The sequence below is a fragment of the Raineyella sp. W15-4 genome (assembly GCF_033170155.1).
Classification (GTDB): Bacteria; Actinomycetota; Actinomycetes; order Propionibacteriales; family Propionibacteriaceae; genus Raineyella.
The window spans coordinates 533,509-555,201 of record NZ_CP137079.1 but is presented as its reverse complement, the minus strand read 5'-3'; the positions used below and the strand labels follow the sequence as shown (position 1 = coordinate 555,201).

The 21,693-nt window shown below is 61.9% G+C and carries 20 protein-coding genes and 1 pseudogene; 8 read left to right on the top strand and 13 right to left on the bottom strand.

Features of this window, described 5'->3' with window-relative positions:
• Positions 1–108 precede the first annotated feature (108 nt).
• The 6 genes from R0145_RS02485 to R0145_RS02460 form a co-directional block, all read right to left on the bottom strand.
• On the bottom strand, positions 109–2,262 hold the full coding sequence (locus R0145_RS02485; RefSeq protein WP_317838853.1) for a type IV secretion system DNA-binding domain-containing protein: 2,154 nt from the start codon (positions 2,260–2,262) through the stop codon (positions 109–111).
• Positions 2,249–2,473 carry a hypothetical protein gene (locus R0145_RS02480; RefSeq protein WP_317838852.1) on the bottom strand — a complete coding sequence of 75 codons (225 nt, stop codon included), beginning with the start codon at positions 2,471–2,473 and terminating at the stop codon, positions 2,249–2,251. The genes R0145_RS02485 and R0145_RS02480 overlap by 14 nt, the downstream gene beginning before the upstream one ends.
• A gap of 207 nt (positions 2,474–2,680) precedes the next feature.
• Complete coding sequence (locus R0145_RS02475) at positions 2,681–2,878, bottom strand: hypothetical protein (protein WP_317838851.1); 198 nt, start codon at positions 2,876–2,878, stop codon at positions 2,681–2,683.
• Positions 2,871–3,458 carry a hypothetical protein gene (locus tag R0145_RS02470; protein ID WP_317838850.1) on the bottom strand — a complete coding sequence of 196 codons (588 nt, stop codon included), beginning with the start codon at positions 3,456–3,458 and terminating at the stop codon, positions 2,871–2,873. Before R0145_RS02470 ends, R0145_RS02475 begins: the two co-directional genes overlap by 8 nt.
• 128 nt (positions 3,459–3,586) lie before the next feature.
• Positions 3,587–3,814, bottom strand: a complete 228-nt coding sequence (locus tag R0145_RS02465; protein WP_317838849.1) for a hypothetical protein — start codon at positions 3,812–3,814, stop codon at positions 3,587–3,589.
• On the bottom strand, positions 3,811–4,149 hold the full coding sequence (locus tag R0145_RS02460) for a hypothetical protein (RefSeq protein WP_317838848.1): 339 nt from the start codon (positions 4,147–4,149) through the stop codon (positions 3,811–3,813). Before R0145_RS02460 ends, R0145_RS02465 begins: the two co-directional genes overlap by 4 nt.
• Positions 4,150–4,284: 135 nt before the next feature.
• On the opposite strand from R0145_RS02460, the gene R0145_RS02455 reads away from it, so the two are divergent.
• A complete protein-coding gene (locus R0145_RS02455; protein ID WP_317838847.1) occupies positions 4,285–4,989 on the top strand; it encodes a hypothetical protein in 705 nt (234 codons plus the stop codon).
• Between the two features lie 1,111 nt (positions 4,990–6,100).
• Positions 6,101–7,561 (top strand): hypothetical protein, encoded by a 1,461-nt coding sequence (locus R0145_RS02450; RefSeq protein ID WP_317838846.1) that lies wholly within the window; start codon positions 6,101–6,103, stop codon positions 7,559–7,561.
• 454 nt (positions 7,562–8,015) lie between these two features.
• Here R0145_RS02450 and R0145_RS02445 read toward each other — a convergent pair whose 3' ends face one another.
• From R0145_RS02445 to R0145_RS02435, 3 genes are all read right to left on the bottom strand, one after another.
• Positions 8,016–8,855: a DNA-processing protein DprA gene (locus tag R0145_RS02445; protein ID WP_317838845.1), complete on the bottom strand. Its 840-nt coding sequence runs from the start codon at positions 8,853–8,855 to the stop codon at positions 8,016–8,018.
• A gap of 192 nt (positions 8,856–9,047) precedes the next feature.
• Positions 9,048–9,689 carry a hypothetical protein gene (locus tag R0145_RS02440; RefSeq protein WP_317838844.1) on the bottom strand — a complete coding sequence of 214 codons (642 nt, stop codon included), beginning with the start codon at positions 9,687–9,689 and terminating at the stop codon, positions 9,048–9,050.
• A gap of 1,096 nt (positions 9,690–10,785) precedes the next feature.
• Positions 10,786–10,974, bottom strand: coding sequence for a helix-turn-helix transcriptional regulator (locus R0145_RS02435; protein WP_317840130.1), 189 nt, complete (start codon positions 10,972–10,974; stop codon positions 10,786–10,788).
• A gap of 133 nt (positions 10,975–11,107) precedes the next feature.
• On the opposite strand from R0145_RS02435, the gene R0145_RS02430 reads away from it, so the two are divergent.
• The 5 genes and pseudogenes from R0145_RS02430 (at position 11,108) to R0145_RS02405 (ending at position 17,661) form a co-directional block, all read left to right on the top strand.
• Positions 11,108–11,617: a GNAT family protein gene (locus R0145_RS02430; RefSeq protein ID WP_317838843.1), complete on the top strand. Its 510-nt coding sequence runs from the start codon at positions 11,108–11,110 to the stop codon at positions 11,615–11,617.
• A gap of 47 nt (positions 11,618–11,664) precedes the next feature.
• Positions 11,665–12,807 (top strand): hypothetical protein, encoded by a 1,143-nt coding sequence (locus tag R0145_RS02425; RefSeq protein ID WP_317838842.1) that lies wholly within the window; start codon positions 11,665–11,667, stop codon positions 12,805–12,807.
• A 124-nt stretch (positions 12,808–12,931) separates the two neighbouring features.
• Entirely contained in the window at positions 12,932–13,150 is a 219-nt protein-coding gene (locus R0145_RS02420; protein ID WP_317838841.1) for a helix-turn-helix transcriptional regulator, read from the top strand.
• 278 nt (positions 13,151–13,428) lie between these two features.
• A pseudogene (locus R0145_RS18350) lies at positions 13,429–15,020 on the top strand (type I restriction-modification system subunit M).
• A 130-nt stretch (positions 15,021–15,150) separates the two neighbouring features.
• Positions 15,151–17,661: an AAA family ATPase gene (locus R0145_RS02405; RefSeq protein ID WP_317838840.1), complete on the top strand. Its 2,511-nt coding sequence runs from the start codon at positions 15,151–15,153 to the stop codon at positions 17,659–17,661.
• 126 nt (positions 17,662–17,787) lie between these two features.
• On the opposite strand, the gene R0145_RS02400 is transcribed toward R0145_RS02405, so the two are convergent.
• Positions 17,788–19,251, bottom strand: coding sequence for a hypothetical protein (locus tag R0145_RS02400; protein ID WP_317838839.1), 1,464 nt, complete (start codon positions 19,249–19,251; stop codon positions 17,788–17,790).
• Entirely contained in the window at positions 19,248–19,859 is a 612-nt protein-coding gene (locus R0145_RS02395; RefSeq protein WP_317838838.1) for a hypothetical protein, read from the bottom strand. Before R0145_RS02395 ends, R0145_RS02400 begins: the two co-directional genes overlap by 4 nt.
• A gap of 461 nt (positions 19,860–20,320) precedes the next feature.
• On the opposite strand from R0145_RS02395, the gene R0145_RS02390 reads away from it, so the two are divergent.
• Positions 20,321–20,449, top strand: a complete 129-nt coding sequence (locus R0145_RS02390; protein WP_317838837.1) for a hypothetical protein — start codon at positions 20,321–20,323, stop codon at positions 20,447–20,449.
• Here the strand turns inward: R0145_RS02390 and R0145_RS02385 are convergent.
• Both R0145_RS02385 and R0145_RS02380 read right to left on the bottom strand, forming a co-directional pair.
• Entirely contained in the window at positions 20,440–21,153 is a 714-nt protein-coding gene (locus tag R0145_RS02385) for a hypothetical protein (RefSeq protein ID WP_317838836.1), read from the bottom strand. The genes R0145_RS02390 and R0145_RS02385 overlap by 10 nt on opposite strands.
• A gap of 97 nt (positions 21,154–21,250) precedes the next feature.
• Entirely contained in the window at positions 21,251–21,436 is a 186-nt protein-coding gene (locus R0145_RS02380; RefSeq protein WP_317838835.1) for a YjzC family protein, read from the bottom strand.
• Positions 21,437–21,693 lie beyond the last annotated feature (257 nt).

Here is a 21,693-nt window from a genome sequence, read left to right as displayed (position 1 = left end):
GTATTCGGCGCCATTGTTGTGCCCGGTGTGGGCGTGGCTTCGTCAGATGCGCTCGGTGTAGTTGAGCCGATCGGAGCAGCGGCCGGAAGGCTGCCGTCTGGGGTGGTGTCAGGGTGTGTCGTCATCATGGTTCTCCTTTCGTGGGGTTGGGGTGATGCGGCGCCGGCCGAACCGTTCGGTGCTGGCCGGAGTGCCTGCGGGCGGCGGGTGCGAACCATTGGGATCCGGCGGCCGTGCCCCGTTGATCAGGTCGGTGAGGCGGGCGTCGACCTCGGCGACGGTCCGCCCGTACGTCCGGCCCGAGGCGGTCGCGAGGTCGCGCCCGTCCGCGGTGGCCGGGGCGAGTGGTTCGGTGACCAGGGAGACGGGTGGTTGGCGGCTGCCGTGGTGGAGCAGCTGGGCGTAGGCGTGGAAGGCCGGGAGTGCGGTGAAATCCTCGGGAGCGAGCGTCCCGTCGGTGGTCGGTGCGATGACCTTCGCGTCCTCGTGCGGCAGCGTGAAGCTGACCCGGGACCGGGCGTTGGCGAGCAGCGCACTCTTGAGGCTGGTCGGCAGCTGGCCGAGATGCTGATGGGCCAGGGTGAAGCCGACCCCGAGGCCGCGGGCCTGGGCCAGGGCGTCGGACAGCGAGCCAGGCAGCCGCAGGTAGTCCTGGACCTCGTCGATGTAGATCATCACGGGATGGCGCCGGTTGGCCGGGATCGCCACGCGTTCCAGGGCGGCTTGCCACAGGAGTGCGACGACGAGCGATCCGAGGAGTTGGGCTCCGTCCGATCCGAGGGTGCCCTTGGCGAGTGAGACCAGGACGATGCGCCGGCGGGTGAAGACGTCGGCGAGGGCGAGGCGGGGTGTAATCTGGCCGAACGTGGCGCGCAGGCCGGGGCGCATCAGCAGGGGCCGGAGCTTGTTCATCAGGGGCGCGATCATCTGGGCGCGGGCAGCTTCACTCTGGGCGGAGTATCCGCTCCAGAAGGCGCCCACCCCAAGCGGGTCGGCCGGTGCGACCCGTCCAACCAGCTGATGGCGGAAGCCGTCGTTGGTCAGGAGTGCCGGGACGAGAGCCACGGGCAGACCACCCGAACGGGCCAGGGTGAGCAGGCTGGCGTGCAGGATGTCGCCGGTGCGCGGGCCCCAGGAATCAGCAAAGAGTGCATGGAGGACGGCGAGGATCGTGTCGGCGGCCAGGTCCGGCGACGGGCCACCGAGCGTGTCGATGCCCACCACCCGTTCGGCGGTCGGGTCGAGGACGACGACATCGTCACGGCGATCCTGCGGGAGGCGGGCCAGGATGTCTCCCACCAGGTCGCCCTTCGGATCGACCACGACCAGGCCGCGCCCCTCGGCTGCGTCCTGGAGCGCCAGGTTCGCCAGCAGCGTGGACTTGCCCACGCCTGTCGGCCCAATCACGTGCAGGTGGCGCAACGAATCATCGACCATGAGCCGCACCGGCGTCTTCTTGTCGACAGCGGCCAGGCCCAGTCGACGCCCCTTGGCGGGAGAGATCACGGGAGCGAGCAGACGCGGATGGGCGGCGGGAAGACCGGGTAGCTCCTCAGTGAGTGGCCAGCCGACGAGACGGGCGAGGTCATCGACCCGCAGCCGCAGCGACCACCAGCCCGGGGCGCGCGCCTCGGTGAGGGCCCGTGACCGGATGCGCCACAGCTCGACGATCACGCCGGGAACCTCCAGGCCCCGCCACGCCGCACCCACCTGTCGGATCAGCTGCGCAGCCCGCGCCTCGCTCCGGGCTCCGGCACCCACGCGTACGCTGACGCGGAAGCCATGCTGGGCAGCGTGCCGGGCGGCCTCCGCCCCGGAGGACTCGTCGGCAGACAGGCTTCGGGGAGCGAAGCGCTGACCGAGGACGATCTGGATGCGGACGACGTCGTGGCCCCGCGTCGCCGCGAGCACCCGGTAGAGGCTGCGGGTGACAGGCTCGGCCGCATCCTTACGCAACGGCAGACTCTGGGAGTGGCCGAGGCGGACCGTCGCGGCCTGCTGGAGCTTGACGGCTGGATCCGCGGTGACGTTGGAGAGGCGCAGTCCTGGTAGGTGGGCCAGCAGGGTTCGGGTGACGGCCATGACGTCTTTGCCGGCGGTGCCGACCCGCCACTGCACGTGCCCACGCCGAGCGATGACCTCCAGCGCGATCAGTGGCGCGAACGGCAGGACAGCGAGTGCAGTCAGGGCGTCACGGACCTGGTCGACGTCCACGCTCTGCTCGAAGACCAGGCCGACCCAGTTGAGATCAGGACGGGTCATGGTCGTCCTCCTCCGGGCCGCCGGCGGCCCGGCGCTGCTCGTCGAGGACCACGCGAATGACCGCCCGGGCAAGCAGCCGGTAATCCGGCTCGGCGCGAGGCTCGGAACGCACCACGATGTGCTGGTCCTTCTTCGGCCGACCGGGGCGACCCGGGCGTGCGGGCTGGCGCGGTTTCTGCCCTTTCCGGGGTGTGACGGGTTTCTCCGGCATGATTCCTCCTTCCTCTCTTGACGCGCCCGGCATTTCCTTGCCTGACTTCGCCGTAAGGTGCGGCGTACTATGCGCGCCCACCCCAAGTAATGCAAGAGGATGAGCGCGCACGTACATCACCGACCGGAATATCTGTCAAGCAAGATGACGAGCTGCGGAATAATGGCTTGTAGTTTTTACAACACGTCACAGATAGCCTTCTTGCGGTCAGAAGCGCGAGCGGTGCCGGAGAATGGCAATAACGACCGCCACCACCAGGGCCACGAGCACGCCGACGCACAGTTGCCACCAGATGCCCTGGATGATGTCCACCGCCGCGGACAGCGCCATGGCGCCGACGAGCAGGGCGAAGCACCACCCGACAATCCGCCCGATCCAGCCCCCGGGGTCAGGCCCATCACTCATCGCGGGCCTCGCCGGGAGTGCGGCGGATCTCGGCGAGTAGACCCTGGTCAAGCCCGAGGACCACGCAGCCGATGACGAACTTCTCCTGGTCGAACGGGAACCGACCGGCCAGGCCCATCAGGAGCAGCTGCCCCAGCACGTCGGCCTGGAACAGGCGGTAGGCCAATGACTCGGGCGACAGGCCGCCATGCTCCAGGACCCCGAGGTGCCACAGTGCCAGCTCTAGCTCGTCCTCCAGCGAGAACGACAGGCCGTGCTGGACGTGGGAGACGTCATGCCAGAACCGGAAGGCGAAGTTCACCTCCGGTCGGTCGTAGATCACCGTCGCGCTGTTCTCCGACGAGACCGGCAGCGGGTCCTTCGTGGTCAGCGAGCGGTCCAGTGCGCCGCGCAGCTGCTGGTAGGTCGACGGGGCCGCGACCACCGGGGCCCTGCCGAAGCCGAGACGAGCGGCCAGGTCATCCGCCTGGGCATCGACGAACGCCGACAGCTGCCGACGTGCCGCCTGCAACTCGAAGGCCGACAGCGGCGTCGAGGACTTGTCCGAGACAGCGGTGCTTGCGAGAGTGAATGTGGACATGGCGATACCACGAGCCTTTCTTTGGCGAGAGAGGGTTGAGGGGTGGAGCTGGTCTGCCCGGGTGGGCTCAGGCGCTGCGAACACCTGAGCCCACCTTGATCGAGGCAGCCGGAGGGGCCAGACGGGAGCTACGGACGGTCCGTGTTCTGGACCTGACGCGCCACCTGCAGCATCTGCTGCACCGCCTGCGCCGACGCCGCGTGGATGCGCGCTTCGGCCTGCTGAGCACGGACCAGCGCCGCCCGACGGCGCCGCTCCCGCGCGACGACCTCCATCACGACCAGAGCGGTGTACGCGACGACCAGCCCCACGAACAGGAAAGCCAGGGCGATCAACACCGTGACCACGGCACTCACCGCCCCAGTCCCCTGGTGAACGACGAGATCTCCATCGCCACCTGCAGGGCGTGCATGTCCCCGATCGCCTGTAGCCGGGACGCCGCCAACGGCACCGCCTGGGCAAGCTGCTGCTCGAACTGCGTCACCATGGCAACCCCCTGCATGCCGCGCGCGGCCACCTGATCGATCGCATCTAGGCGGGCCTGCTCGACCTGGGCCTGGGCGGTCGCCTTCAGCGTCGCGAGCTCGGTAGAGGCGCTCAGACGGGAGATCGCTCGGCCGTGGGATGTCCACGGCGCCGAACTGGTCGGCGCAAGGGCGGCGCCGCCGGTGTAGGGCTGGATTTCGGACATGTCAGTCGGTCCTTTCGGAAGATGGTCTTGCTGACAACCCGATTCCAGTCCCCGAACCCCCATCTCGTCGTGACACGAAAGTGACACCGTGGAGGCCTCCGACACGGGAAGTAGTCCCCAGGGAAGGTCGAGCGGATGGCACTCGACGAGCAAGTCCTCACCGAGCTTCGAGCACTGCGCCGCAGAGCCGACGGCGTCACGCCCACCGGCGTCGCCGACTGCGCGGTGATCTGCCACATTCTCGGAGCGGGCAATCCCGATATCGCATACACCGCTCTGCGCGACGCCATCCTGTCGCTCGATCAGACGACCGCCATTCGCGCCGCGGCCGCCTCGCTCGGGTTTGCAGCCAGCGGGTCGACCCATCTCGATCGCCTCACCGAGTTCGGCACCGCCGAGGGCTACGACCAGCGTCAGGTCCGCCGCTACAGCGACAAAGGACTCCGGCAGATCGCCTCATACCTCTCCAGCCAGTGGGTCCTCGTAGCCTCACCCAAACTCACGCTCACCCTGACGACCCCAGACGAGGATCACGTCTGGGTACACGTATCTGCCCGCCGGTACTACTTCATCGACATGCGCACCCCGGAGCTCTCCCTCTGGCAGGAGGACCAACGCACCATCCAGGCCATCGACTGGCGCCACGGCCAGTCCGACGCGTACGACACCACCGAGGGAGCGGCGCTCCTCCCTTCGACCACGCCGTTCATCGTGTCGGTGATCTGGCACGGGGAGCTCTGGCCGCTGTTCGAGTTAGACCTAGACGCACACATCAGTAGAGGGGTGCTCACGCGGTCGCTTGGGAGTCATATTCAGGTGGCTCTAGATAATGCAAGCTGACGGCTATGAAGTACTTCGCTCCGTAACCGGGACGATCTCCGGGCTGCTTGCTTGTGTTGCTCGCCCGCGAGCGGCCAGCGGGTCAAGTACGTGCCCGAGCGCACGGCCAGATCGGACAGCGACTGCCTGCGAGGGTGAGGTGAGGCCGGTGCCCGTGAGGACACCTATCGCCGTGAACATCCGTCATCGCCACGACCTGACCGACGTCAAGGTGCCGGCGGCGCTGGTGAGCGAGTCGCGGTAGTTGGTTGCCCACCGCACCGATCTGGTCGCCGATCGGGTGCGGATGGTCAACCGGCTTCGTGACGTGCTCTCGGACCACTATCTCCAGCCCCGGAGCGCGCGTTCGCCTACGCGCCGTGCTGCTGACCGACTACCAGACCCCCAGTCGTGCTCCGCAAACTCGCGCGGTTGACGACGCGGCTCGCCGGTGCAAGGTCATCGCCTCTGAACAGGTCGCCCACGATGACGCTGGAAACAGCCAACGCTCAACAACCACCCGCCCCGGCCAAGACGCCGCCAGCATCGTGGGCGACATCGCGAGCCAGCACAGTCCGCACCGCGCCACTCTCAAAGAACCACGCTTGATCTTGGGCCCCGTCGTCAATTTGTCGGATTGTAACCAAAGACCACGACAGATGCGTGGGGCCGGTCGTCGCGATCTTACCCACTCGACCGCTGACTCAGGCCGCCTTCATCCCCCGGCTCGGCCTCGGACCGACACTGAAGTCCTGGATCAGCCACCGACAGCGCTAAAGCAAGTCGAGCTGAGTCCGACGTCGGTATGCGACACCGTCGGCGTGAGGCGTGGTCACGGGACGCCCCAGCTGACAGCAGCACCACTGGCTGGCACGCATCGCCACCTGAGAAGACCTGAAGTCACCTCCTGATGGCCCGCATGACTCTCGTCGTCTGCGTGACATCTAGAGTAGAAGCCCCTACGCTTGTCACGTTGAAGACTCCCATCTTTCAATTGAGCATATGACTGTTGTGGGCACCATGCGTCAACCGGGGGTCTCCAAACAAGAGTTCGTTCGGGTGAGTAGCGGCTGTTGTTGAAGTACATTCCTGTGCTAGCCGTGAATAGGCGGTACCTTTGGGGGGTACGAGAGTGAAGCATCAAGATGATCAGGTAATGGCCGTAAGCCTGCTTGCCCTAATGCGGGAACCGGAGAGGCACATATCTCAGGTTCGCGAAGTGTGCGAAATTACAGGTCGACTGGACACCCGGGAAATAGAGATAGAATTTTCCTCAAAAGCAAGCAGTAGTAGCCTAGAGACACACCAATCCCCCGCAGTCATCGACATAGCGCACCCAAAGAAGGGAAAACTGCTCAACTTTGAAATTTTGAGCCCTCCGGAACAGGCAACTCGAATAGACCATGCGAGCCACATCTGGGTGGCGCAGTACTTGATTTACTTTCGATTCATGAGTCTAATACGACCAATCACCCTTAACGATCATTCGGATTCAGATTTTTCTGCACCTGGGGTCGATTCCACCCTCGAACACCTCCTGGACGCACTGGAAACCCTGCTCAAGATCCCCCAGGAAAATAACGTCGCCAAGGCTCGCCTGGCATTGGATAGCGTATTCAAGGTTGAAGATGGTGAGCCTGAGCTGCTTCCCGAATTGAAAATCCCTTTCACGGCGGATCGAATAAAGGGGTTGTACGCTCTCTGTGAAATGCTTACTGAGCGTTATTTGGTCCTAATTGAGGTGGAGCAACACGAAAATCGCCCCTGCCTACTCAGATACAGGCATAGCCATGCAATTGAAGAATACAATCAGCACCCAGTTCGAGCCAGAATTGGAGGACTTTCCGCTGCCTGGAATTCCGCCAAGAACTTCTTTCGAGCATTTTTTGGCGTCCCTCCGACCCACATGAGGATTCACGTGCCATGGGCCAAGCGAACCTCAGATTACAAGTTGTTTTGCGAAGCCCCTCGCGAAGTATTCATCACCCACCATAGGATACGTGCTCACAAGCGCACGCCAGAAGGAGATTCCTTCGACACGCTTCCTGGGGAAGGTGTGCTGTGGTCGAGAAACTCGAGCAGTGGGATCAATGCCCACTGCTTCATTGGAAATGGGTATCGAGAACGAGCGGATCACGCACTCCATGTCACCTTTCAGCATGTGGAGAACCTTGGCGGACCATCATTGCGACTAGTGATTGCCTCAGTGACTATGATGGTTGTCATGTGGGCCCTCTACATACTACCGTGGGCCGGTATTATCCTCCCCCCGGGCAACGCCATACAACCAGCTCTCGTGCTGGCGATACTTGCGCTGGTTCTAGCGGCCGCAGATTCGTTTCAGCAGGGAAGCGATCGAGCCCGTTTCGGTTCTCCAATTCAAATTCGTATCTTGAGCTTCATTCTTTCGCTCGCCACCCTTACCTTTGCGGTATCGCTCGTTCCCGCGAGCCCGATTCGGTGGCTCGGCCTCGTTGGATCAATTGTTGGCTCACTGATTGTCGCCGCATCCGTTTTTCGGTATGCAAGGGTCCTCGGCGCGTACAGAAGGGTCACTGAAGGCGGCGAAAGCACCGCGGACAATATGTCTTGACTCAGGGGAGTAAATTGTGACACTATTAGAGCGCATAGGTGACTTTTATCACATTGAGAGCGGAGGTGAAATGCATGGGAGAAAAGCGCAGCCAGCAGAGTCGTTCTGGCATTCACATATATATGAATCCGAAAACGGGTGGGAACGGCTAGGCTGGGAAGGGATACTCGATCCTGAAACTGTTCAGCTATCGTCCGACCTGCTCGCCATGCGGGAGAAGTACGGAGTTGACCCGAATTCTAATGAACTCATCCCTAGCGATAACGAACGACTCAGGGCCGAATTTAAGAAGAGAGTGATCCAGATCATCACCCGCCCCAAGAAGGAATACGACCTTCCTTCCGAGAACGATTCCGACGGGCAGGATTACCCAGATTCCGGGTCGATGTCAAGCTCCTCCACTGACCCGGTCTAACGACATCAGCGCCGTTCAAACACTGGACACCCGGCCACGCTAAAAGAGCGTGGGCGTATCGTCGACGAATGGGGCCGAGTGCACCTCGTCGGCCGCCCTCAGTTGGGGCGGCGTCCTGACCGGCCGGGCACCCTTCTCAATGAGTATGCGGTTACCCGGCGGTGTCTCGTCGCCGAAGTCGACCGCTATCACGGCGCGCCCGAGCTTCAGGGCACCCTCGCCCGCAGCCAAGGTCCCCCCGCGCTCACCTGCCTCGACCACGAGCAAGGCCTTCGGCAGGCCGAAAATGATCGCGTTCCTCGCCATCGCCGCGCGTGGCATCCAAGGCTGTGACGGCGGGAATTGTGAGAGGACAAGGATCCCATCCCAGTCGAAGTCGCCAGCGAACGCGCGATTGATGCGGAAGTGGTCCATGCCTTCGGCAAGCACGATGACGGTGCTGCCACCCGCGCGGAGCGCCGCAGCGTCCACTCCCGCCGCGTAGCCCAAGACGACGGTGAGTCCCATCTCCGTCGCGTACCTCCCGTAACGCGAGGCCGCGTCCAGGCCGCGGTCACTGACGTGGCGTGATCCGCAAATACCGATGCCGTCCCTGTAGAAGAGGTCTTTGGCGCCGCGAAAGAGGATAACTGGCGCAACAGGCCGTCGATCCGAAACCAGGATGCCCGGGAAGTCCTTCGTCCCGAACAGGACGACGTCGATGTGGTTCCGTCGCATCTCACGAGCCTTCTGATCCACGCAGTTCCGGGTGCCAGAGGGGAGGCCTGCGTACTCCGTCTCAAGCGCAGAGGCGCCCCCTTCGCGGAGTGCACCAGCTACTCGCGAAGGGGTCTTAAGGGTCTCGAACGCCGCGAGGGCCAGCTCCAGTTGCTCAGTCAAACGTCCTTACCTCCGTATCGTCCTCGCAGCGGTGAGCGCCAGCACCTGGGATGCTCCAGCTCGGCGGGCAGCCAGGGCCGTCGATTCCAGTGTGGTTCCGGTGTGGAAGACGTCGCCGATAAGGATGACAGTCCCTTGCATAACCTCATCGAGCTGGAAGTCGTTCCGCACATGGTGGGCGATTTCCCCCTTTTATTCTTCACGTGTTAGCCCGCTTGTCGGAACAAACCTCTTTCCGACTCTAGCCGCGACATCGCAGTCCAATCTTTCACCGAAACTCGCCCAATCCCCTTTGCTGCTAGGATGAGATGTGGCAACGACTGCCGCAGAAAGAACCGGATGAATACGAATTGTCTCGCCCAGTGCGGCCATCAGGTCTTTGCGTGCTTGGTGCGAGCTGGAACCATCTGGAAAAGCCGCATACTTCGTCCACTGAATCAATTTCCCAGCCTCGGTTAGAACCAGTTCTCCGGAGTTGCCGGGCTGCTTGTACCAGTCGAGGCTCAATGTGATATCGATGCCGGGACTGCAAGGAATCGTCAGCCACTCTGTCAGATGCTCGCAGAGGGTAATGATCTCCTGGGGTACCCCTTTGGGGAAGAAGAATGCGTGAGTCCACTTCTTACTAGACTTTGGGCCGAGTATCACGTTCTCAAGATCATTGTCGACCGATAGGCGCACCTGGCCAGCAACCTCGTCGGAACCGCAAAGAAGTAGAAGTGAATCCGAGTAGTTGCCATGGTCGCGTACTTCGAAACGCTCTAGCTTGTTCCCGCGGCCGTCAGGCAAGAAAGGAGAGATAGTGAAGGAAGCCCTCATGTCAGCCCCAATCATCCATGCTCCGTGTACGACTTCTTCGTCGAAACGCGTCCATCACTATGCCGTTTAGCCTAACCGAGCCGAGGTCGGTAAGCGAGGTTGGGCAGCATACTGGTGTCGCCCCGCAGTCGCGTGCTCGAAGCTCCTTCTGAGAGCAGAACGCGGCGGGATAAGCGCGCCACATTCACCTGAGTATGGCTGCCAGCCGCTCGCGCTTCCCTCGACCGCCCGAGGACCGGCGACGGATCTTCACCATGACCATCACACCACCCATCCACTGACACTGCGCCGAGGGTCGGGCGGCTTCACACATCGCTACCACTCCGACCTCCTGCAGGGCCGTGTCGACGTCAAGTCCGCCGACAATGTCACTCTCGCCGACATGCATGAGCGCTCCGGCGTCGGCTACTCCGCGTACGAGTAGATCTTGGGACCACGACCACGAGACCACCCCGGCAAGGGGCGGGCTTGACCAGCTCAACGCCGCGGCCTGGAGCCGCCGCCTGACAGGGTTCAGCGCGCACCTGGGGCCTGCATGATCGCGTGGGTGGATTCAAGGGACTGGGAAGCAGAGGGCAACACCGATTTGCCGAGGGTGGGCGACTAGTCCGGATGGAACCTCCTCAAAGATGGCACAGTGAGCCCCCGAGCGAACGGCCACGGCAAGAACAAAAGGGCGTATCCGCCTCCCTGTCGGACGCTGCCGTATAGTTAACTGGTCGCACTTGGGAGGGCCCCGGAAGTGAAGATCTAACCAAGATCTCCGCCTGGGACACCGCTGCGTGTCAGTCGACATCGTGTGTCGCCGGATCGCGCAGTTGTGACAGCCTCGAATCAGTGGATCCTGGCCGCTAGAATTAGGGTGATGCGGCGAGCCTTCTGGGCCTTCGCGAACACGCCGATGACGGCGATCATTGGGCTAATAGCATCACCATCAGAAATGCAACGGACCGGTTGTCGCATTGGCTCGTGACCTCTTGCGCGCCTAGGTAAGCATTCAGATCGTCGAACCGCCGATCTGTGGCCCAGAAGTCCCAGACGAGTTGGCCCCCGTGTACGACGGCGAGGCGCGGCGCTTCGAGCGTTTCTCCAGCAGGGGAGGCCGGGCGGGTTAATCCTGCAGCAGTCTCACCGGATCCACTCCCAGCTCCTCCGCCAACCGCTCCAAGCTCTGCAAGGTGAGGTTCCGTTCACCTCGCTCCAGGCCGCCCATGTAGGTGCGGTGGACGCCGAGTTGGTCGGCGAAGGCCTCTTGGCTCAGTCCGCGGGCTTGCCGGTAGGAACGTAGGTTTTGCCCCACGATCCTCTGCAAGTCCCCGACGGTCACGCCTTCGAGCGTTCCGGTCCGCTACTTGAGAGTCTACAGACTTATAAGTAGCATGCCCGAAGGATCCGGTCCTGGCCGGACGCGCGATGAAGGCGGGGGGACGCCGATGCCGACGATCGAGGCGCTGAGCGAGGCACACATTCCGGAGATCTTGAACGCCTGCTGGGACTGGGAGGAACTGGCCCAATACGGGGCGCCGTACTGGCGGCCGCGTAGCGCGGCCGAACTACGGCGGAGGATCAATCTCACGGCCGGACCACAGCCTTCGAGCGACTACACCTTCGTCCTTCGCGACGGTGAGGATCTAGTCGCCGAGTGTTCCGTGCATGCCATCGACTGGCGCAACCGTGTCGCCCACGTCGGCGTCTGCGTCTGGAACCCAGCCCATCGTCGGCGGGGCTACGGGGTCACCGCTACCCAGGCCGTCATCGACTGGGCCACCGGATACCTCGGGCTGCGTCGCCTCGAAGCCTGGGTCAACGCGGACAACCTCGCCTCGCTCCGCCTGTTCACCCGGCTTGGCTTCGTCAACGAGGGAATCCTTCGTGAGCGCTATTTCTTTAACGGGAAGCGCTGCGACGTCCACATTCTTGGATTATTGACCGAAAATACGTGAGCGGCATTGAGGTTCTGTCGCTATTCTCGTACAATAGCGACAGTAACATGGCCCACAAACATCGATCATCTCCCTTACGTAGACTCCGCAAAGCAAAAGCGGCCTTGCTGGCGGTCGGTCTGACGCTCGCCGGTATCTTGTTCATCATGGCCAACGCCTGGCTGAGTACGCTCAATCTTGGCGCCTGGGGCTGGCTGCACGCCCTCCCGCTTGGCGAACTGGGCGGCACACTCTTCGGCGCGGGACTGCTCGGCACCCTCTTCGAGTACAGCTTCCGGCGCGATCAAGAGGAGGAGACTGTCGCGCAGTTTCGCGACATCATCAAGGAGCAGGCGCCGACCATGCGGGATGCGGTCGTCGAGGGCTTCGCCATCCACCCAGAGGACCTGCGCCGCGTCGCCAACCCGGAGCTGCTCGACGACATCGCCGCCAACGTCATGAGCCTGCGCCTTGGCGACGAGCAGTTCGCCCGCGAGCTCTATGCCGACATCCGTGACCAAGCGATCCGCGCCGCCGAGCGCTGGCACGACGTCGACGTAAAAGTTCGGCTCTCTACTGCAGTAGAGAGGAGCACCGAAGGTGCTCCTCTGTTTGACGTTACTGTGGAATGGGAATACACCACGATCCCGAGCGCGCCGACCCGCCGCTTCGCCTGTGTCGCTGATCGGGCGGAGTATGACGAGCTTCGCGAAGACGTCCCGGCGACCTCGGTTTGGCTGATGACACCCCGGCCGGGCATGGACGCCAGCAGCCGGGACTTCTACGAGCTGCTCGATCTGAGCGTCGACGGCGTGCCGCAAACGATTCGCCGCACATCACGCAAGACCGGCCAGACTTACTCCGTCCGACTGGACGCCAACGCCATGTCCGGACACCCGGTCCGCATCCGGCAGGTCTTCCGTACCGTTACGCCCACGTGGGGACACCGGCTGTTCTTCGAGCTACCCCAACCAGGCAAGAACCTGTCGCTCAGTCTCGACTACACCGACACCGCCATCGCACAGATCCGGGTGAGCGACACCGTCGCGACCGCCCGCTCGGCGCGCGTAACCCGGACACCGGCCGCCGTTCCGGGGAAGGTCATCTCCGTCGAGGTACCCGGCTGGCTCATGCCGAAATCCGGCTTCGCCTTCACCTGGACGCTGGAGACGGAACTGCCCCGCGACGCTGAACGCCGCGAGGCAGCCTGATAGACCTTTGGTCGTTCTTACTCTCCGCCGCTCATCGTGCCCTCCCCCATCAGGTGACTCTGACAACCTGATGCTACTTATAAGTCTGTAGACTCTCAAGTAGCGGACCGGAACGCTCGAAGGCGTGACCGTCGGGGACTTGCAGAGGATCGTGGGGCAAAACCTACGTTCCTACCGGCAAGCCCGCGGACTGAGCCAAGAGGCCTTCGCCGACCAACTCGGCGTCCACCGCACCTACATGGGCGGCCTGGAGCGAGGTGAACGGAACCTCACCTTGCAGAGCTTGGAGCGGTTGGCGGAGGAGCTGGGAGTGGATCCGAGAGAGCTGCTACAAGACGCCTAGACCTGTCGTCATCGATTTCTGACGGTGCCAATCGATGACAGAGCGCGCGGAGGTGCCTGAGCACCCTTCCTTCGTCCCCGGGGGCGTACGTCACGGTTAGGGGACTGTCCACGGTGGGCGTGACATCAGGCCTCCCCCTGAAACCCTGTGACGGGCACACCGATCAGCTTGCGCGCGCTCGGTTAGTAGCCGCTGATACGTTGAGAATCGTCGCCCATGGAATCGATGCCGGGGCACTCGGTGGGCAACTCTTGGTGCGAAGGAGTAGACGAACGGAGATGGCTGGAGCGACCAAGGAAGCACAGCGCGCCGAGCTCCACAAGACGATCTGGCGGATCGCGAACGACCTACGAGGCAGCGTCGACGGCTGGGACTTCAAGAGCTACGTGCTGGGCATGCTGTTCTACCGGTTCATCTCTGAGAACCTGACCGCATACCTCAACAAGAGCGAGCGCGAAGCCGGTGACACTGACTTCGACTACGCCGGTCTCGGCGACTCGGATGCGGAGTACGGCCGCAAGGACACCGTGGCGGAGAAGGGCTTCTACATCCTGCCCTCGGAGCTGTTCGTCAATATACGCGAGCGTGCCCCGCGTGACGAGGACCTCAACGAAAGGCTTGAGCGGTTCTTCAACAACATCGAGCGATCCGCCTTCGGCACCGACTCCGAAGATGATCTGAAGGGCCTGTTCGACGACCTCGACGTCAAGTCCGCCAAGCTCGACGCCACAATCGCCAAGCGCAACGAGAAGCTCGTCAAACTCCTCGACGCCGTCGGCGACCTCGACCTGGGCAACTTCTCCGACCACACCATAGACACCTTCGGCGAATCCTACGAGTACCTCATGCGGATGTATGCCTCTGCCGCCGGCAAGTCCGGTGGTGAGTACACGCCCCAGGAGGTCTCCGAACTGCAGAACTACTACAAGGATCTGTCGCTGCGGCTCAAGCAGCGCGAGGTCGACCTGGTCATCGTCGTCAACATGTTCCTGGCCGGCTTCGACGCCACCACCCTGAACACGCTCTTCGCCGAAAAGAACCTGCGCGCCCACGGGCTGATCCAGGCGTACTCACGCACCAACCGCATCCTCAACTCAGTCAAGACGTACGGCAACATCGTGTCGTTCCGTGACCTCGAGGACGAGACGAACGATGCCATCGCGCTGTTCGGGAACAAGGATGCCGGTGGCATCGTGCTGCTCAAGCCGTGCGGCGAGTACTACAGCGAGTACGCCGACAGGGTCGCCGAGCTGCTCGACACCTGCCCGGTTGGAGCCCCGATCGTCGGGGAGGAGGCAAAGAAGGCGTTCATCGTCCTGTTCGGGGCCATCCTGCGGCTGCAGAACATCCTGACCTCGTTCGACGACTTCGCCGGCGACGAGATCCTGACCGAGCGACAGGCCCAGGACGACCGCAGCCGCTACCTCGACCTGTACGCGGAGTTCCGCAGCGAGACCGATGCGGATAAGGAGTCGATCAACGACGACGACGTCTTCGAGATCGAGCTTATAAAGCAGGTCGAGATCAACGTCGACTACATCCTCATGCTCGTCCAGAAGTACCGCGATGAGCGAGGCAACGGCCAAGATAAGGAGATCCGCGCCGAGATAGCCGGGCCGTCGACGCCAGCCCGAGCCTGCGCAACAAGAAGGACCTCATCGAAGCCCTCATCGACTCCGTATCCGCGAGCGGCGAGATCGACGAGGAGTGGCGAGCCTTCATCGCTGTCCGTCGTGAGGCTGAGCTGGACACGATCATCGAGTCCGAGGGCCTTCGGCCGGACGCGCCCCGAGCCTTCATCGAGATGGCCTTCCGCGATGGCGCTATCCAGGTCACGGGGACAGCGATCACCAAGGTGCTCCCGCCATAGCGACGCTTCTCGTCCCAGGGCGGCCACGCGGAGAAGAAGCAGCGGGTGTTGGCGAAGCTGGGTTCCTTCTTTGAGCGGTTCTTTGGGCTTTCAGGGGTCAAAAATGATGATTTGTGATTGGTGATAAAGAGTGCTAGTCAAGAACATAACATCCATCAAGAATCACCGGATCTTCTCAAACTGGAAGCCTGGGGAGGACTTTGAAGGATTTCGTGACATCAACCTGATTTACGCCGACAACGGGTCCGGCAAGTCCACTCTCTGTGAGCTATTCGCTCCGGCCTATTCGGAAAGCGCTTGGGCCTCTGGGGTCTCTTTCACACTGAAGGAGGTGCAAGACGGTCAGGCGCGGTTGCTGAGCGACTCCAAAGATCCATTCTTCGGGAATGTGGCCCTCTTTAATCGTCGTTATGTGCGTGAGGTGATCGATTTCGACTCCGGCGAAGCGGTAGCCCTAATGGCCCTCGGAAAGAAGGATGTGGATCGAGAAAGGAAGCTGAAAGAATACCGAATCCGCCTCCAAGAACTGACTGGTAAATTGCTCCCTGAGGGTCAGTGGAAAGCTGTCAAGGACTCGAAGGAGCCAGATAAGATCAAGAAGCGTATCGGCCAACAGGTGACGGCACGACTTTCAACCGTAAAAGGCTACGAAGCGCGCTCCTATAATGCCACTCGGGTTCAGAAGAACTTGACCAAGGCAATGTCGAAGAGTGATCGGCACGCATTCAACCTAGAGGCGAACACTCAGATCGTTCAATCGTCCCCTAAGCCTTTGCGTCCAGAGTCAGGTGCAAGTCTCGTCTGGCCAGCTATTAACCTAGAGCTTGTAGCGGAGGTCTTGCATCGAGTCCCAACAGCCTCCCCCATTCCACATCTTACTCAAAACCCCGAGCTCGCACAGTGGGTAAGTCGGGGCATGTCGCTCCATGAAGGGCAACAGAATTGCCAATTCTGTCTTGCGCCTCTTACGGCCGAGCGCCTTTCGAAACTTCAGCGCCACTTCGATGAAAGCACCCGCAGACTCGAAAGCGACATTAAGGACCTCCAAAGCGGAGTCTCCCAGGCCCAACAGGCATGCGCGAATATGTCATCTTGGCCGGATCCAGAATTGATCTATAACCACCTAAGAGAAGACTACACGGCTGCCTTGGCTTCCTATGCCGAGGTCGCAAGACAGACGTCATCCGCCCTCGCCACTGTCGCCCTCTCGTTGGATCGAAAGTCGAAGAACGTATTTGAGGAAGTCGATCCACCGCAGCTTCAAGCCCCTCTAATAGTCCCGCCATCACCTACCTGCATCCTAGAGATACTGAAGAAACACAATCTGGTCACAGAGGATCTAGCCGGGCAGCGCCTAATGGCCGCTGATCTGGTAGAGGCGTATCTCATCGGCGAGTCGGCCCAAGAGCTGTTTGAGGCAACGAAGGTGGCCGAGGAAAGCGCCAAGGCGGTCAGCGGGCTTCAACGGCAAGTCGAAGCCATGCGCGGGAAGATTGCAGAATTGGAGCATGAGGAGCTCGATCCAGGGCCGCCCGCGAGTTGGCTTACCGACCGCCTACACCGTCTACTTGGACGAACAGAACTCGAGGTTCGCCCGACGAACTCGAACCTGTACGCATTGCTACGTCACGGCGAACCTGCCACAAATCTGAGCGAAGGTGAAAAGACAGCCATCTCGCTTCTCTACTTCCTCAAATCTCTCACAAACGGAGGAAAAGAACGAAGCAACCTCACTATTGTCATCGACGACCCAGTCTCAAGTCTCGATGACGGGCTAACGGTCGGCATCTCGAGTCTTCTCTGGGCGGAGCTTATTCAGCCGGAGGTATGTGGTTGCGGCGAAGAGCGCCCATGCACGTGCTCAGAGGCGAAGAACTGGCGACGGGCCTGCGGTCAAGTCTTTCTATTCACCCACAGTTTCGAACTCTTCCGCCTCTGGACTAATCAACTGGATCGGCTCCCGAGTTCGTACCACGGCAATCCCAATCATGGTATGACTTACCGTATATTGGAGTTGCGCGCCCAAGCACACTCAACGCCAGAAGGAGCGCTTTCGCGACGCCCCAAATGGATAGAGTGGGACGCCTCCATGGGCAACAAGACCGTACGCACAAAGCTACGGTCAGAGTACCACTACCTCTTTTGGAAGGCAGCGGACATTCTGACTTCCAGCCAAGTGGGCCCTATCCGTCCTGAGGATGAGGCAGACCTAGCTGCGATCGCCCCAAACGTTTGCCGTCGCCTTTTGGAAGGCTTCTTTAGCTATCGATATCCTCAGGAGATGGGCAACTTTAGAGATCAGATGAAACTTGCGATCGATCAGTTGGACAATGGGGCTAGCCGTACACGCATGGTCTGGTACCTCCATCAGTACTCCCATAATGAGTATGTCGATACGAACAGGGGCTTCCGCAGGGGGGAAGCGTCCGTGATCGTAAGGTCCGTCTATGGCCTAATCAACAGGATCGACCCTGAACATTTTGACGCAATGTGTGAGGCGCTTAAGCTGGACAGCGCGAAGCTTCTTGAGGCAATAGATGAAGCTGATCTGGGCTCCGTTCGAGAGCTGCCACTCGAGTCCCGCGGAACTACGAAGAAACTACTCCCCGGCGCACTCGACAGCGGCCGTTCATCTGCGTAGTCACGCTAGAAGACGTTAGTCAATGTCTAGCGCGACTCACTGTTCTGTTGGCAGGGAGTCAGTACTGAAGTAACTTGACACTTGAGACTCCGTCGCGATCACCTTATCTTGGTGGTTGGTTGCCGGCTACTCCCTTGCCGGACTTGCGTGGTCAGCGTCGTTCTCGTTGAAGTTGAGCGTCTCCGGGGTTGTTGCGGGTGCCCGCGTGGTAATGGTGAGGAACGCGGTAAGCGCTTCGCGCTGTTCGGCCGTGAAGTCAACGAGCAGGCTGGTGGTGGCGAGGAGTAGGTCTACGACCAGGGTGTCGCTGCGTGTGACGCCGGTCCCGGTCCGTTGGGCGAAGTCGACCGTGATGCGTCCGCTAGGTGTGGAAACCGTGGCGCGGTCGACTTGGGCGTCGGGAAGCCCGCTGGTGGCGGCCTGCACAAAGTCCGTGTCCGTGGTTCCGCTGTCGTCACTGAGACTGATGTGCCTGTCGCCGACGCTGGCGTTGACAGCCGCGACGTGCGCGGTTGCCGTCCGATCCAGGAACTCGGTCACCGACAGGCCGCCTGCGGAGGGCGAGAGTCGCGGCTTTAAGTCTTCCTTCTTGCGGGTCACGAACGCATGGAAACCCGGCCCTCGCAGGGTAAGGGCGGGCGGTGCGTCACGGACGGGCAGGTCGACGGCCCAGCTGAGGTCGAGGGGCTCCTCGTTGTCGTACATGCTCATATCGAGGACCAAGCACGCGCGGGCGCGGAGAACGTCCAGATTGGCGTTCACTAGGTGCTGGAAGTTGTTGAGTCCTGCGGCGTCCGCGTGTGCGAGGGCGACAAGTTGGTCGAGGGTGAGAGCGCGTCCGACGCCGCGCCAGAACGCAGGATTGGCGGTATCCATGTACTGGAGTAGGTAGATCAGCGACAGGTTGCTTACCTCGGCGGCCAAGTCTGGGTCGCCGGGATACTGGTCAATGCCCGAGCCGCCACCTTCCCAGACGGCCTGCACGACCCGGTTCAACCGGCGGGCCTGCCCACCGGCGAAGTGGTCGCCGATGGCTGTCAGTGCCAGCCGTGTCGCCTCCACCTGCCCGCGAGAAGCCGCCGTGAATCCGGTATCGAAGCTGTCTGCGAGCCGGTTCGCTTCGGCCTTGCCTACGAGCGCGCCACGTCCACCATGCGCTAGGGAGTTTCGGAGCATCCGGTCTGTGGCTGCCGGCGTCACCCGCGCGGACAGTTCGTCCACTGCCGCAGGGGTAGTCAGGAGAATGTCAGCGGCCCGAGTCCGTTCATCCAATCGGTTCTCCTGTACCCCTTCGATCGGAGGGGTGGACAGGCCGAACATGAGCGGATCCTTCCGGTCCAACAACTCGATGTCCTCGCCTAGTTCTGGCAGGTTGTCGGTGAACCGCAGGAAGACAGGTCGCTCCGCCTTGCCCCATGACAAGACGATGTCCGGCGCAAATGTGTGGTTGAAGTAGCTCGTTACTTTCACAGTGGCGGAGGGGTCGAACGTTGACAGGGCGTCTGCGACCGTCTCTTTCACCCGGAACTCGGACTCACGCGGATCCCGGTCGAGCAGGGCGTCTTCGACTCGCTGTTCGAGAGTCTTCACGGTGTCATCGCCTTCCTCAACTCGTGCGAGTGGATGAGTTCGAGGTGTTCGACGAATGGTACGAGGGACTCCTGCTTGTTGCTGAGGATCAGGAGCCATAACCTGTCCGAAACCGCCTTGCATGCGTCTTCGTCGACGGACGTGACAGGGTCGGTCCCGGCGGGGAAGATACGGTCGGCGTGCTCTATCACGGCAGCCCGCACCTCGGCGGTGCTGGTCAGTGTCGCCCAACGGGAAGTGCCATGCGGCGTCCACGACACCCACATGAAGTGGTCGGCGAAGTTGGGCACCTTCAAGTAGGCGACGTAGCACTTCGCCAGGAAGGCCTTGTAGTGGGCGTTCAGGTCGCCGACAGCCGAGTACTTCTTCACTTCAGCGTAGAACAGCTGGCCATCGAAGTCGCCATAGCGTAGCTTGCCGCCCAAGTCGAACGAGAACGAGTGGCCACCTTCCGGCCAGCCGAACGTAAGCTTCTGCGCGGCCCCCTTGTCCGGGTTTACCCAGCATGCGTCTACGCGCGACGTTGACTCCAGCCAGTGCTTCGCTCGCCGCGCTCCCTCACGGCCAAGATCGTGAAGAGCTTCCCCTGTCATGGGCACCATTCCCATACGCTCCACCCTACTGGTCCGCTCGGCCACTACAGCTTGAACGCGCGGACACGGCGCCCGGGACCGCGCGAGCACCAGCCCGGTGGACCCGTCGCCGAGTACACGGCACCGACCCTGCCCGCCAGCACCAGGCCAGCCACCACAGACACTTACAGGCGCTTCACGTTGCGACCACCGGTGGAAACCACCGCGCCGTTACCGACCAGTCTTCAACCGCCGCCGACAACTTGGGTCGAATCGAGATGCACCAGTCCAAGAACCTCGAGCCATTCCGGACTCACCCCGCTGCCGCGCCAGTGTCGGGACTGTCGGAATAACGGTGTGTAGGGGGCCGGCCTGATCCGAGAGGAGACGGCCAGACAGGGCCGGCGGCCCATGAGTTGGCCAAATTGGTTTTCGAGGTGAGTGATGGCCCCGCCCCCAGTGATGGTGCTGGTGGGTCCCTCGCGGCGCCTCCATCGATGCCAGCTCGCGATGAGTCCGGCTCCGCCCACGACCGCGGCCTCGCCTATCTCGGCGCTGGCTCCGAGTTCGATGTCATCCACCATCGGAATGCCTCCGTGAGGATCGCCGGCTTCCGCTACCTGTGAGGCAATGAACTGAACCGGTCGTACTCCGAGTCGCCTGGTTGCCAGATCTCCTGGATTGCGTGGCGTGGCACGTCTGACAGGTAATGGATCTCCCCGCGATGACCTTCGAGCCTCGCGAGGTGTGCCACGAAGACCTGGATAAGCTGCGGAAAGGCGAAGAACCGTGCGCGCTCAAGTGACAGTGAGACGACCACGATCGATGGCGTACCTACCGCACTCAGCTTGGGTCTGTCTACCTCGGAGGCGCCCCAGTAGATGGCCTCGCCGCCCCAGGTTGAGAGCAGGGGGCGGATACCGTTTACGTCTTCCGAGAAGGAGGAGAGTCCGACGACGGCGCATACCCTCCCGTCGCGCTCCCCGGGCGCATGCCGCAGGTGTACGCCGTTTCGTCGGAGGCGGTCGGCTTCCGACGCGGAAAATACGTCAGCGCCGACAGCATCCTCAAGTCGGCGTTCGACGTGCTGCAGTGAAAGCGAATGAAGACCTCGAGAGCGAATATCTTCCAGTTCATGTGGAAGTAGGCGCGTGGCATGGTATGCCAGCAAGGGACGTTCATCCATCAGTCTGACAAATTGCGAGTCGTTGATCGGGACAGTGACATCTGACCCGAATGTCCCCGGTGGCACCTGGACGGCAATCGCCTGGACTACTTCAAGCAGTCGCGCCGGCCAAGTGCTCACGTCGTCAGGGTTCACGGGATTCACGACTACTCTTCCGAAAGGGTTCTTGTGGGAAAGTCAAATCCTGAAAGAGAGGATCGTGGGAGCGGCAGATCACATCACCGCTCCCACGATCACCAACTCAGCGCTTGTGCTTCGTCGCGTCGGTCAGGTTCCACTGCTGCCCGGACTTCGGCGTGGGCGGCAGCGGCTTGCCCTGGACCGCGGTGATCTCGCTGCTACCGGCGTTGCCGCCGCGAGGACCGACCGGGACGTACTGTCCGGACTTGGGCGCCGGAGTACCCGGCTTGTTGGCGTTCGAAGCCATGGTTGGCTCCTTCCTTGCTCCCGTAGGAGCAGTCAGAGAACGTCACGGGATCGGGAGCTGCAAGGTTGGCCGCGCCGCTTGCGCGGGCGCCCACGTTTGCCATAGGTTCAAGGCCTACCGCCAAGTAGAGCTTGAGCCTGACTCCGGTCCACCTGACCGGTTGTCAGGCTTATGGTCGTTCTGTGAGGATCATAAGGCACCCTGCAGACATAATCACAGCAGCGTAGTTCAGGCGACGTCCAAGAAGCGCCTCAGTC

Bases quoted from the DNA above. Each gene is read 5' to 3' on its own strand.
- R0145_RS02425 (WP_317838842.1), top strand. From the start codon at position 11,665: ATGGCCCACAAACATCGATCATCTCCCTTACGTAGACTCCGCAAAGCA.
- R0145_RS02455 (WP_317838847.1), top strand. From the start codon at position 4,285: ATGGCACTCGACGAGCAAGTCCTCACCGAGCTTCGAGCACTGCGCCGC.
- R0145_RS02475 (WP_317838851.1), bottom strand. From the start codon at position 2,878: ATGAGTGATGGGCCTGACCCCGGGGGCTGGATCGGGCGGATTGTCGGG.
- R0145_RS02390 (WP_317838837.1), top strand. From the start codon at position 20,321: ATGCCAGCTCGCGATGAGTCCGGCTCCGCCCACGACCGCGGCCTCGCC.
- R0145_RS02460 (WP_317838848.1), bottom strand. From the start codon at position 4,149: ATGTCCGAAATCCAGCCCTACACCGGCGGCGCCGCCCTTGCGCCGACC.
- R0145_RS02485 (WP_317838853.1), bottom strand. From the start codon at position 2,262: ATGACCCGTCCTGATCTCAACTGGGTCGGCCTGGTCTTCGAGCAGAGC.
- R0145_RS02430 (WP_317838843.1), top strand. From the start codon at position 11,108: ATGCCGACGATCGAGGCGCTGAGCGAGGCACACATTCCGGAGATCTTG.
- R0145_RS02395 (WP_317838838.1), bottom strand. From the start codon at position 19,859: ATGGGAATGGTGCCCATGACAGGGGAAGCTCTTCACGATCTTGGCCGT.
- R0145_RS02380 (WP_317838835.1), bottom strand. From the start codon at position 21,436: ATGGCTTCGAACGCCAACAAGCCGGGTACTCCGGCGCCCAAGTCCGGA.
- R0145_RS02470 (WP_317838850.1), bottom strand. From the start codon at position 3,458: ATGTCCACATTCACTCTCGCAAGCACCGCTGTCTCGGACAAGTCCTCG.
- R0145_RS02440 (WP_317838844.1), bottom strand. From the start codon at position 9,689: ATGATTGGGGCTGACATGAGGGCTTCCTTCACTATCTCTCCTTTCTTG.
- R0145_RS02480 (WP_317838852.1), bottom strand. From the start codon at position 2,473: ATGCCGGAGAAACCCGTCACACCCCGGAAAGGGCAGAAACCGCGCCAG.